This window comes from Streptomyces peucetius (genome assembly GCF_025854275.1).
Classification (GTDB): Bacteria; Actinomycetota; Actinomycetes; order Streptomycetales; family Streptomycetaceae; genus Streptomyces; species Streptomyces peucetius_A.
In genome coordinates this window covers 1517128-1528765 of record NZ_CP107567.1, presented here as the reverse complement: position 1 = coordinate 1528765, position 11638 = coordinate 1517128, and the positions used below count along the sequence as shown (strand labels likewise).

General features: G+C 72.3%; 12 protein-coding genes. 9 read left to right on the top strand and 3 right to left on the bottom strand.

The genetic code is table 11. The features are described 5' to 3' along the window. Window positions 1-211 precede the first annotated feature (211 nt). Window positions 212-1195 (bottom strand): aldo/keto reductase, encoded by a 984-nt coding sequence (locus tag OGH68_RS07030; protein WP_264242456.1) that lies wholly within the window; start codon window positions 1193-1195, stop codon window positions 212-214. Between the two features lie 129 nt (window positions 1196-1324). On the opposite strand from OGH68_RS07030, the gene OGH68_RS07025 reads away from it, so the two are divergent. From OGH68_RS07025 to OGH68_RS07015, 3 genes are all read left to right on the top strand, one after another. Continuing rightward, window positions 1325-2374, top strand: a complete 1050-nt coding sequence (locus tag OGH68_RS07025) for an LLM class F420-dependent oxidoreductase (protein ID WP_264242455.1) — start codon at window positions 1325-1327, stop codon at window positions 2372-2374. Between the two features lie 230 nt (window positions 2375-2604). After that, window positions 2605-3390, top strand: coding sequence for a ferritin-like domain-containing protein (locus tag OGH68_RS07020; RefSeq protein ID WP_264242454.1), 786 nt, complete (start codon window positions 2605-2607; stop codon window positions 3388-3390). 102 nt (window positions 3391-3492) lie between these two features. Then, complete coding sequence (locus OGH68_RS07015) at window positions 3493-4992, top strand: hypothetical protein (protein ID WP_264242453.1); 1500 nt, start codon at window positions 3493-3495, stop codon at window positions 4990-4992. Between the two features lie 12 nt (window positions 4993-5004). On the opposite strand, the gene corA is transcribed toward OGH68_RS07015, so the two are convergent. Then, window positions 5005-5997 (bottom strand): magnesium/cobalt transporter CorA, encoded by a 993-nt coding sequence (gene corA, locus OGH68_RS07010; protein ID WP_264242452.1) that lies wholly within the window; start codon window positions 5995-5997, stop codon window positions 5005-5007. A gap of 68 nt (window positions 5998-6065) precedes the next feature. Here corA and OGH68_RS07005 point away from each other — a divergent pair, with 68 nt between their 5' ends. The 6 genes from OGH68_RS07005 to OGH68_RS06980 all read left to right on the top strand — a co-directional run bounded on the left by OGH68_RS07005 (window position 6066) and on the right by OGH68_RS06980 (window position 10513). Continuing rightward, the gene (locus tag OGH68_RS07005) at window positions 6066-6767 is read left to right on the top strand and encodes a histidine phosphatase family protein (RefSeq protein ID WP_264242451.1); all 702 of its coding nucleotides are present in this window, start codon (window positions 6066-6068) and stop codon (window positions 6765-6767) included. A 112-nt stretch (window positions 6768-6879) separates the two neighbouring features. Next, window positions 6880-7470: a DUF3090 domain-containing protein gene (locus tag OGH68_RS07000; RefSeq protein ID WP_264242450.1), complete on the top strand. Its 591-nt coding sequence runs from the start codon at window positions 6880-6882 to the stop codon at window positions 7468-7470. Beyond that, window positions 7434-8261, top strand: coding sequence for an SCO1664 family protein (locus OGH68_RS06995; RefSeq protein ID WP_264242449.1), 828 nt, complete (start codon window positions 7434-7436; stop codon window positions 8259-8261). The genes OGH68_RS07000 and OGH68_RS06995 overlap by 37 nt, the downstream gene beginning before the upstream one ends. Before the next feature lie 102 nt (window positions 8262-8363). After that, a complete protein-coding gene (gene mshC / locus OGH68_RS06990) occupies window positions 8364-9593 on the top strand; it encodes a cysteine--1-D-myo-inosityl 2-amino-2-deoxy-alpha-D-glucopyranoside ligase (protein ID WP_264242447.1) in 1230 nt (409 codons plus the stop codon). A 375-nt stretch (window positions 9594-9968) separates the two neighbouring features. Beyond that, window positions 9969-10202 carry a hypothetical protein gene (locus tag OGH68_RS06985; RefSeq protein WP_264242446.1) on the top strand — a complete coding sequence of 78 codons (234 nt, stop codon included), beginning with the start codon at window positions 9969-9971 and terminating at the stop codon, window positions 10200-10202. Then, window positions 10202-10513, top strand: a complete 312-nt coding sequence (locus tag OGH68_RS06980; RefSeq protein WP_264242445.1) for a hypothetical protein — start codon at window positions 10202-10204, stop codon at window positions 10511-10513. Before OGH68_RS06985 ends, OGH68_RS06980 begins: the two co-directional genes overlap by 1 nt. Window positions 10514-10570: 57 nt before the next feature. Here OGH68_RS06980 and OGH68_RS06975 read toward each other — a convergent pair whose 3' ends face one another. Further along, a complete protein-coding gene (locus OGH68_RS06975) occupies window positions 10571-11638 on the bottom strand; it encodes a PAC2 family protein (RefSeq protein ID WP_264242444.1) in 1068 nt (355 codons plus the stop codon).

The window sequence follows — 11638 nt, the reverse complement described above, 5'->3', positions numbered from 1 at the left end:
GCATCACCGTGTGCCGCCCCGCCCGGCGCCCCGGTGGCTGCCGCGTCGTCCGATCCGCCGGCGACGCCTTCGGCGCCCGCCGCGCCAGGCGCATCGGCGGGGCCCGCCGGTGCGGGTGTTTCGCCCGGGACGCCTCCGGCGTCCGCCGGGGCGGGCGGGGGAGAGGGGGAGTCGGCGGGGGAACCGGGGGAGGTCCCCCGGGAACGCGCAGTCACAGCGTGCTCCAGTCCTGGTCGGGATAGCGGTGCACGGGCGCCGACACATCGTCGAGCGCCTGGCAGATCTCGTCAGGAAGACTAAGCGCCTCCACCGACAACGCCGCTCTCAGCTGCTGAGCGTTGCGCGCGCCGACGATCGGCGCCACCACGCCGGGCCGGTCGCGGACCCACGCCAGCGCCACCTCCAGCGGCGTCGCCGCCAGGCCGTCCGCCGCCGTGGCGACCGCGTCCACGATGCTGCTCGCCGCCTCGTCCAGGTACGGCTCCACGAAGGGCGCCATCTGTTCCGACGCGCCCCGGGAGTCGGACGGCGTGGCGGTCCGGTACTTGCCCGTGAGCACCCCGCGCCCCAGCGGGGACGACGGCAGCAGCCCCACCCCCAGGTCGAGCGCCGCGGGCAGCACCTCCCGTTCCACGCCCCGCTGCAGCAGCGAGTACTCCATCTGCGTACTCGCGAGCCGGGTGCGCGATCCCGGCGCCGCGAGCTGCCAGGTCGCCGCCTTCGCCAGCTGCCAGCCGCTGAAGTTGGACACGCCCGCGTACCGTGCCCGTCCGCTGCTGACCGCGATGTCCAGTGTCTGGAGCGTCTCTTCCAGGGGTGTGCCCGGGTCGAAGGCGTGGACCTGCCACAGATCCACGTACTCCGTGCCCAGCCGCGACAGCGACGCGTCGAGGGCGGCGAGCAGATGGCCGCGCGAGCCGTCGAAGCGCCGGTCGGGGTCCGGCACGCTGCCGGCCTTCGTGGCCATCACCAGGTCCTCGCGCGGCACCAGCCGTTCGACCAGCCGGCCCAGCAGATACTCGGCCTCCCCGCCGCCGTACACGTCGGCGGTGTCGATCAGCGTGCCGCCGGCCTCCCAGAAGACCTTCAACTGCTCGGCGGCGTCGTGCTCGTCGGTGTCCCGGCCCCAGGTCAGGGTGCCGAGTCCGATCCGGGACACGCGCAGGCCGGTACGGCCGAGATGCCTCTGCTCCATGGGCGCTGAGATTACTGGCCGGGGCGCACCCCCGAGAGAGGCTGTGGACAACGCGCCCCTCCACGGATGCGCCGCCCCGCGCTAGAGTCCGGGGACCGGCACGTTACTGATCAGTAAAGAGGAGCGGTTATGCGGCTCGGCATCAACCTCGGCTACTGGGGCGCGGGCATGGACGGCGACAACCTCGCCGTCGCGCAGGAGGCCGACAGGCTCGGCTACGACGTCTGCTGGGCCGCGGAGGCGTACGGCTCGGACGCGCCGACCGTGCTCAGCTGGGTCGCCGCCCAGACCGAGCGCATCGACGTCGGTTCCGCGATCCTCCAGATCCCGGCCCGCCAGCCCGCCATGACCGCGATGACCGCGGCCACGCTGGACTCGCTCTCCGGCGGCCGGTTCCGTCTCGGACTGGGTGTCTCGGGACCGCAGGTCTCCGAGGGCTGGTACGGCGTCAAGTTCGACAAGCCGCTGGCCCGCACCCGCGAGTACGTCGAGATCGTCCGCAAGGCGATGTCCCGCGAGCGCCTCTCGTACGAGGGGGAGCACTGGACGCTGCCGCTGCCCGACGGTCCGGGCAAGCCGATCAAGCTCACCGTCCACCCGCAGCGCGAGCACATCCCGCTCTACATCGCGGCGATCGGCCCCAGGAATCTCGAGCAGACCGGCGAGATCGCCGACGGCGCCCTGCTGATCTTCCCGTCCGCCGACCACATGGAGGACACCGCGCTGCGGCACATCCGCGCGGGCCGCGAGAAGGCCGGCAAGCCGATGGACGGCTTCGACGTCTGCCCGACCCTGCCGCTCGCGGTAGGCGACGACGTGGCCGGCCTGGCCGACATGTTCCGGCCGTACACGGCGCTCTACGTCGGCGGCATGGGCAGCCGGAAGCAGAACTTCTACAACCAGCTCGCGCAGCGCATGGGTTACGAGAAGGAAGCCGCCGAGATCCAGGACAAGTACCTCGGCGGCGACAAGGCCGGCGCGGCCGCCGCCGTCCCGCACACGCTGATCGACCAGACCGCGCTGCTGGGCCCGGTGGAGCGGATCGCCGACCGGATGCAGGCGTACGCGGCGGCGGGTGTCACCACCCTGACCCTCTCGCCAGCAGGCTTCACGCTCGACGAGCGGATCACCGCACTGCGCGCCGGTACCGAGGCCCTGGAGCGCGCCGGCCTCGCCTGAGCACGCCGGGGCAAGCCTGCGGCCGTGGTGGGGGCTCGGGGGTCTTCCCCGCCACGGCCGTCACGCGGTACAACGCGCGACGGCCGTGACGGTTACTGCCTCATGGCTGCCGTGCGCCGCCGCCCTGTGGCCCGTTCGGTTGAGTTGTCCGGGTTCGCTGTTGCCTGGGCGGCGGTATCGCATTTGACTCGTGCGTGCGGATGCCCGAAGGCCCGACGGAGGTGGCAGACATGCTCTCGGCCCGGAGTCTCTTCCAGGAGATCGTCGACAACGACGACTCCTTTCAGCTGTTCTGCTCGATCGCCGCCAGCGGCGAGGCTCAGGGAGGCTGGGAGAACGCCCGTATCGCCGCTCTCGTCCCCGAGACCATGAGTGACCTCGCCCCGAAGATCACCCGGCACGGGGCCGACGAGGACAAGCACGGCCGGCTGTTCAACGCACTGCTCAAGAAGCGGCAGCTGGACCCGGTCCCGGTGCCGCCGGAGACCGACTACACCATGCTGCTGGAGCGGCGGGGCATCGGCCTCACCCATGAGAAGCTGCGCCGCGAGGAGCGCCTCACGGAGCACGACATCGTCGTCTACCTCTCGCACAGCCGGGTCACGGAGCAGCGTGCGGCCGAGCAGATGAACCTGCTCGTGAAGTACTTCGGCGACCATCCGGAGATCGGCAAGGCCATCCGGATGATCTGCGACGACGAGGACAACCACCTGGCCTACTGCCACGAGGAACTGTTCCGTCTCGCCGCCGCCGGGCACGGCCGCACCATCCAGCGCGTACTGCGCGAGTGCGCGCTGGCCGAGAGCCGGGTCCACCGCGACGTCAGCCTCGCCGTCATGGCCCTCATGGGCCGGCTGCTGCACTGGCCCCGGGCGAAGTCCGCGGTCCTGGCCGCCGGCATCCACGCGATGTACGCGTACGAGCGGCTCTGCGGCCTGCGCCGCATGGTGGGCCTGAGGATGCCGGAGCGCCGCGGCGCCCTCGACGGTCCAGCCACCGCCGCCCCCGCTTTCTGAACGGGCCCGGCCGTACGGCCGGTGACCCGCTCGGCTGACGCCGTTCCGCCGCCCGGCGGGTTCGGGTTGTGACCCGTACGGCACCGATGCAGCGTGGCCGACATGACGCACACCCCTGCTGTGACCGCCGTGTCGCGGGACCACCCGTCCGGGTCCCCGGGCGACCGGCGCCCGGCCCTCCGTGACTTCCGGTGGCCCGCGGCGGTCGCCGTGGCGTACACGCTGGCACAACTGGCCCTCTTCCACCCCGGCACGGCGCTCGGCTGGGACGAGACGGTGTACGTCAGCCAGGTTGCCCGGGGGTCCGAGGCCGCCTTCTTCAGCGCGCCGCGCGCCCGGGGCGTCACCTTCCTCGTCGCACCGGTGACGGTCCTGACCTCGTCGGTCGACGTCATCCGCGTCTATCTGGCCCTCCTGTCGGGAGCCGGGCTGTTCCTCGCGCTGTGGGTGTGGCGGAGCCTGCTCCCTCCTCGGGTGCTCGCGCTCGCCGGCGGCCTGTTCGCCGGGCTCTGGATCACGCTCTTCTACGGACCGCAGGTGATGCCCAACCTGTGGGTCGCGCTCGGGTCCCTGTTCACCGTCGGCTGCTTCCTGCGGGCCGCCCACGACCGCTCGGAACTCGGCGCCCTCATGGGCACGGGCGTGGGAGCGGCGTTCGTCGCCCTGATGCGGCCGTCCGACGCCTTCTGGCTGGTCGCGCCCCTCGCGGTCATCTCCCTCGCCGTCAGGGCCTGGCGGCGGCCCGCGCTGTTGATGGTGCTCGCCGCCGGAGCGGCTGTGGGATGCGTCCCCTGGATCGTCGAGGCGTACGTCAGCTACGGCGGTCTCCCGGAGCGGCTGCGGCGGGCCAGCGAGATCCAGGGCGACCTGGGGTGGCAGCTCGCGTTCGGCGACCAGATGCGCGCGCTGGCCGGGTGGTCGCTGTGCCGCCCCTGCGACGTTCCGTGGAAGGAGCCCGTCACCGCAGTGTGGTGGTTCGTGCTGCCGCTCTTCGTCGTCGGCGGGGTGGTGGCGGCGGTGCGCGGCCGGCAGGCGTCCACCGTGGTTGTGCCGACGCTGGCCGGGCTCTCTCTGGCGGTCCCGTACCTGCTGCTGATCGGCTACGCCGCCCCGCGCTTCCTGCTGCCGACCTATGCCCTCCTCGCGCTGCCGACGGCGGTGTGCCTGATGTGGATCGTCACGGCGGCGCGGCCGAGACCACTGGTGGCGATCGTGCTCGCGCTGCTGATCGCCGGCCACCTGGCCGTCCAGTACGGGGTCCTGCACAGCAAGATGGTGGGCAGCCGTGCCGACCGGCAGGCGTTCGACCGGATCGCCGCCGAACTGCGCCGTCAGGGTGTCCGCCCGCCGTGTGTGATCAGCGGAACGGAAGCACCCCGGATCGCCTTCCAGGCCGGCTGCGCCTCGCGCCAGGTCGGCGGCCACGACGGCAGTGTCACCGCCGCCGGGCTCGCCGCACTCGCCCGGGACCGGCCGGTCGCCGTCGTGGTCGAGGGGGACACCGCCCCGCCTGCGTACGCACAAGGCTGGCGGCAGGCCCGCCTGCCGGGACTGCGCAGCCGGCCCGACCTCCGCGTCCACCTGGGCCCGCTCGCCCGCTAGGCGGCCGGCCGCCTAGAGCCAGCCGCGCCGCTTGAAGAGCCGGAAGAGCCCGTACACCGCGCCCGCCATCAGCAGCACCGTCGCCGGATACGCCCAGACCAGCTTCAGCTCCGGCATGTGCTCGAAGTTCATGCCGTAGATCCCCGCGACCATCGTCGGCACGGCCGCCATGGCCGCCCATGCCGAGATCTTGCGCATGTCGTCGTTCTGCCGCACGCCCATCTGCGCGAGGTGGGCGGAGAGGATGTCGGACAGCAGCCGGTCCAACCCCTCCACCTGTTCGTTCGCCCGGGTCAGATGGTCGCTGACGTCCCGGAAGAACGGCTGCGACTGTTCATGGACGAACGGCACGCCCGCGCCCGCCAGCCGGGACATGGGAGCCGCCAGCGGCCCGGCGGCCCGGCGGAACTCGAGCACCTGCCGTTTGAAGGTGTAGATCCGCGCCGCCGTGTTCTTGGCGTCCCTGCGACCCGGTTCGAAGACCGTCGTCTCCATCTCCTCCAGGTCCACCTGGAGCTCGGCCGCGACGTCGATGTAGTGGTCGACGATGGCGTCGCTGATCGCGTAGAGCACCGCCGTCGGGCCGTGGCGCAGCACCGCGGGCTCTGCCTCCAGCCGTTCGCGGACGGCGCTCAGCGGCGCCCCCTCGCCGTGCCGGACCGTCACCACGAACGAGTCACCTATGAAGACCATCAGCTCACCGGTCGTCACCGCGTCGCTCTGCGGTTCGTACACCACGGGTTTGAGGACGACGAACAGCGAGTCGTCGTACACCTCGAGCTTGGGCCGCTGATGCGCCTTGAGGGCGTCCTCCACGGCGAGCGGGTGCAGCGCGAACTCCTCGGAGACATGGCCGAACTCGTCCTCCGTGGGCTCGTGCAGGCCGATCCACAGGAACGCGTCACCGGTGGCCCGCGCCTCGTCGAGGGCGTCCGAGAAGTCCGACGGGCCCTCGGTGCGGCGTCCGTCGCGGTAGATGGCACAGTCCACGATCACGGCGCGCATTCTTCCCTGGCTGCCCGCCCGGCACACCCGGGGCCCGCCGCACATGCCAGGACCGTAGGCTGGCCCCCATGGCCACGCTGATCCTCGTACGCCACGGACGCTCCACCGCCAACACCGAGGGCGTGCTCGCCGGCTGGACGCCGGACGTCCACCTCGACGAGCGCGGTGCCGCACAGGCGGCCGGGCTGCCCGCGAGACTGGCCGCCGTGCCGCTCGTGGCGGCCGTCTCCAGCCCGCTGGAACGCTGCCGTGAGACCCTCGCGCCGCTGCTGGAGGCGCGGCCCGCGCTCACCGTGGAGACCGACGAGCGCATCGGCGAGTGCCACTACGGCGACTGGTCGGGCCGCAAGCTGAAGGAACTCGCCCAGGAACCGATGATGGAGGTCGTCCAGCACCACCCGTCGGCGGTGGTCTTCCCCGGCGGCGAGTCCATGCGGGCCATGCAGGCGCGCGCGGTCGACGCCGTCCGCGACTGGAACGCGCGCGTCGACCTGGAGCACGGCGACGGCGCCGCGTTTCTGATGTGCTCGCACGGGGACATCATCAAGTCCCTGGTGGCGGACGCGCTCGGCATGCATCTCGACCTCTTCCAGCGCATCCACGTCGAGCCGTGCTCCGTCACCGCCATCCGCTACACCCGCAGCCGGCCGTTCCTGCTGCGTCTCGGCGACACCGGCGAGTTGGGCGCGCTGGTGCCCCCCACTCAAGGCCCGCAGGAGAAGGCCGCCGACGACGACGCGGTCGTCGGCGGCGGCGCGGGCGCACCGTGATCGCTCCGCGCAGTAGGGTGGACGCGCCGAAAAGCTGAGTTCCGCCCGGCCCGTGATCCCGTACGACCCGCTCGGAAACCGACCGACCCGACGATCCAAAGGGAGACAGAACGTGTCCCGTCAGGTGTTCCTCTACGACCCGCCGGACCGCTTCGTGGCCGGTACGGTCGGGCTGCCTGGCCGCCGTACGTTCTTCCTGCAGGCTTCCGCCGCAGGGCGCGTGACCAGCGTGGCCCTGGAGAAGACACAGGTGGCCGCCCTCGCCGAGCGGATCGACGAACTGCTGGACGAGGTGGTGCGCCGCACCGGCGGCAACGCGCCCGTGCCCGCCGTCGCCCCGGCCGACGTCGCCGACACCGCGCCGCTCGACAATCCGGTCGAGGAGGAGTTCCGCGTCGGCACGATGGCGCTGGCGTGGGACGGCGAGGAACAGCGCATGATCGTGGAGGCGCAGGCGCTCGTCGAGCTGGAGGCCGAGTCCGAGGAGGATCTCGCGGAGGCCGAGGAGCGGCTGCTGCAGGACGAGGAGAACGGCCCGCCGATGCTGCGGGTCCGGCTCACGGGCGCGCAGGCAAGAGCGTTCGCCAAGCGCGCACTGGACGTGGTGAACGCGGGCCGCCCGCCGTGCCCGCTGTGCAGCCTGCCCCTGGATCCGGAAGGACACGTATGCCCGCGCCAGAACGGATACCGCCGGGGCGAGTGACCACGGCCGACGCGCTCTCGCTGCTGGCCGAGGGCGAGCTGAGCGTGCGCGGAAGGGTGCGCGAGGCGTCCAACGCGGTGCTGTACTGCACGGTCTCGCTCGACGGCGAGGAAGCCCGTTGCGTCTACAAGCCCGTCGCGGGGGAGCGGCCGTTGTGGGACTTCCCCGACGGCACGCTCGCGCAGCGCGAGGTGGCGGCCTACGAGCTCTCCGAGGCGACCGGCTGGGGCCTGGTGCCGCCCACCGTCCTGCGCGAGGGCCCGTACGGCGAGGGCATGGTCCAGCTGTGGATAGAGGCGGACCCCGAGGCCGGCCTGCTGGCTCTCGTCGAGGACGAGGAGCCGGGGGAGGGCTGGAGGGCGGTCGGTTTCGCCGAGGTGGGCGAGGGTCGTACGGCGCTGCTCGTCCACGCGGACGACCTGCGGCTGCGCAGGCTCGCCGTGCTCGACGCGGTGATCAACAACGGTGACCGCAAAGGCGGCCATCTGCTGCCCACCGCCGACGGCGGCCTCTACGCGATCGACCACGGCGTCACCTTCAACGTCGAGGACAAGCTGCGCACCCTGCTGTGGGGGTGGGCGGGGGAACCGCTTCCCGCGGAGGCGACGGCGACACTGACGGCCATGGCGGTCTCCCTCGCCGACGGCGGGCCGCTCGCCACCCGACTGGCGGAACTGCTCACCGCGGCCGAGGTCGCCGCCCTGCGCGGCAGGGTGGCGGCGCTGCTCGCCTCCGGCACCCACCCGCTCCCCTCGGGGGACTGGCCGGCGATTCCCTGGCCACCCGTGTAGCTCCGGCCCAGCACACCGGGTGCCGGATCGCAAGAGTGCCCAACCGGCCAAGAGCAGTGATCCGGTTCGTATGCGGAAGCGGCATCCGGTTAGGCTCATGGCATGCATGCCTGGCCCGCTTCTGAGGTCCCCGCCCTGCCCGGCAAGGGCCGCGACCTCCGGATCCACGACACCGCGACCGACGGTCTGGTGACCCTCGACCCCGGTCCCGTCGCCCGTATCTACGTCTGCGGCATCACACCGTACGACGCGACCCACATGGGTCACGCGGCGACCTACAACGCGTTCGACCTTGTGCAGCGCGTGTGGCTCGACACCAAGCGGCAGGTTCACTACGTCCAGAACGTCACGGATGTGGACGACCCACTGCTCGAACGCGCGATCCGCGACGGGCACGACTGGACGGAGCTCGCGGAGCGCGAGACCGCGCTGTTCCGCGAGGACATGACCGCACTGCGGATGCTGCCGCCGCGCCACTACATCGGGGCCGTCGAAGCCATACCCGGCATCGTCCCGCTGGTGGAACGGCTCCGCGACGCCGGTGCCGCCTACGAGTTGGAGGGCGACGTCTACTTCTCGGTCGAGTCCGACCCGCACTTCGGAGAGGTGTCCCGGCTCGACGCGGAGGCGATGCGCCTGCTGTCCGCGGAACGCGGCGGCGACCCCGAACGCCCCGGCAAGAAGAACCCGCTCGACCCCATGCTCTGGATGGCCGCCCGCGAGGGCGAGCCGAGCTGGGACGGCGGCACACTCGGCCGCGGCCGGCCCGGCTGGCACATCGAGTGCGTCGCCATCGCGCTCGACCACCTCGGCATGGGCTTCGACATCCAGGGCGGCGGCTCCGACCTCGCCTTCCCGCACCACGAGATGGGCGCCTCGCACGCCCAGGCCCTCACCGGTGAGCACCCCTTCGCGAAGGCTTACGTCCACGCGGGCATGGTCGCCCTCGACGGCCAGAAGATGTCCAAGTCCAAGGGCAACCTCGTCTTCGTCTCCGCGCTGCGCCGCGACGGGGTGGACCCGGCGGCCATACGGCTCGCCCTGCTCTCGCACCACTACCGGGCCGACTGGGAGTGGACCGACGCGGTGCTCAGCGACGCCGTGGAGCGTCTCGGGCGGTGGCGCGCGGCCGTCTCCCGGCCCGACGGGCCGTCCGCCGACGCCCTGGTCGAGGAGGTCCGCCGGGCTCTCGCCGACGACCTCGACGCGCCGTCGGCACTCGCGGCCGTGGACCGCTGGGCCGCGCTCCAGCAGTCCGAGGGCGGCACGGACGAGGGCGCGCCGGGGCTCGTGTCCCGCACGGTCGACGCGCTGCTCGGCGTGGCGCTGTAGCGCCTGGCGGCTGCGGCGTCCCCCTGCGGACGCGGCGCGGACGCGATCCGGAACCGCGTCGGCGTCCGCAGGGAGCCCGTTCCTCCGCTTGGACGTTCCCTCGGCGCGGGATCCCGGCGTGTGGTGAGCTGACGGCACCGGCCCCTCAGGGGCATCCGTCCACCAGTTGCCGGACGGACGCACTGTGGAACGTTCCTTCGCACGCAGAGAGGTTCTCGGCGCGGCCGCAGCCGTCGACTCGGCCGCGCTTCTCGGCCCCGCCGCCGGGGTGGCCGTGCCGCGTCGCCAGGATCATGGCCGACTCGTTTCCCCCTTCCAGACGGTTTCCAGCCAGAGGGCATCGCCATCGGCCGGGCCGTCGGCGCCGAGGGCTCGATGGTCAACGATGTGGTCCTCACGCCCGGCGCGGCCTGGTTCACCGACTCTTTCCGGCCGCAGCTCTACTGGCCGGCCCCGGACCGGCGCGGCGAGCCCGCGCACGAAGTGGCGACCGTGCCGCTTGGCGGCGCATGGGAGCAGGGCACGGACTTCCCCGCCAGCGGCATCGCCCGCACACCGGACGGCAGCGCTCTGCTGGTCGTGAACACCGCGGTCGAGGGCGATCGCTGATGCGCGTCGATCCGCGCGACGGCACCGCCCGCCGGGTCGGCCTCGGCGGACTCACGATCCCCTTCGGTGACGGCCAGCTGCTCGGCCGTCACCTCTGCATCGTCCAGCAGCAGTTGAACCAGGTGGACGTGGTGCGGCTGAACGCCGCGGGCACGGAGGGAGGGCCGATCGCCCGGATCACCGACCCGCGCTTCCGGATCCCTACCACGGCCGCGGCCCGGGGCGACCGGATCTGTCTGCCGAACGCGAGATTCGACGTACCGCCGACGCCCGACACGGAGTACGACGCGGTCGCCGTCGAACAGGTGTGACCGGCTGAACGACGGAAGGGGGCCGGTGCCGTCGGCACCAGCCCCCTTCCGTATCGCTCAGTCCCTCGACGAGTCATCGGGGCCGTCGCCCTCGTCGTCGCCCCGCGCCTCCGGCTCGGCGCCCGGACCTTCCGCCGAGCCCTCCGCCGGACCTTCGGAAGGGCCCTCCGCCGGGCCCGTCCCGGGCTCCGGCCGCGGCGGTATCGAGGGTTTGGTCCGGCCGCCGGTGTCCCGCAGATACGAGCTGCCCTCGCCGCCGTCCGTCGCGTGACCGCCCGGACCTCCGCCGTCGCGCCGGCGCAGATACCGCTCGAACTCGCGGGCGATGGCCTCCCCGGAAGCCTCCGGCAACTCGGCGGTGTCGCGCGCCTCCTCCAGCGTCTGGACGTACTCGGCGACCTCGCTGTCCTCCGCGGCCAGTTGGTCGACGCCGAGCTGCCAGGCCCGGGCGTCCTCGGCCAGCTCGCCCAGCGGGATACGGAGACCGATGAGGTCCTCCAGCCGGTTGAGCAGGGCGAGCGTCGCCTTCGGGTTGGGCGGCTGCGAGACGTAGTGCGGCACGGCCGCCCACAGGCTCACCGCGGGCACGCCCGCATGGGTGCACGCCTCCTGGAGGATGCCGACGATGCCGGTCGGACCCTCGTACCGGGTCTCCTCGAGATCCATCGTCCTGGCCAGGTCCGGGTCGGAAGTGATCCCGCTGACGGGGACCGGCCGGGTGTGCGGGGTGTCGCCGAGCAGCGCGCCCAGGATCACCACCATCTCGACGCCGAGTTCATGGGCGAAGCCCAGGATCTCGTTGCAGAACGAACGCCAGCGCATGGACGGTTCGATGCCGCGGACCAGCACGAGGTCGCGCGGCTTGTCGCCCCCGATACGCACCACGGAGAGCCGCGTGGTCGGCCAGGTGATCTTCCGTACCCCGCCGTCCAGCCACACCGTGGGCCGGTTGACCTGGAAGTCGTAGTAGTCCTCGGCGTCGAGCGCCGCGAACACCTCGCCCTTCCATTCCCGGTCCAGATGAGCGACCGCGGTGGAGGCGGCGTCGCCGGCGTCGTTCCAGCCCTCGAACGCGGCCACCATGACCGGGTCGATCAGCTCGGGCACCCCCTCGAGCTCGATCAC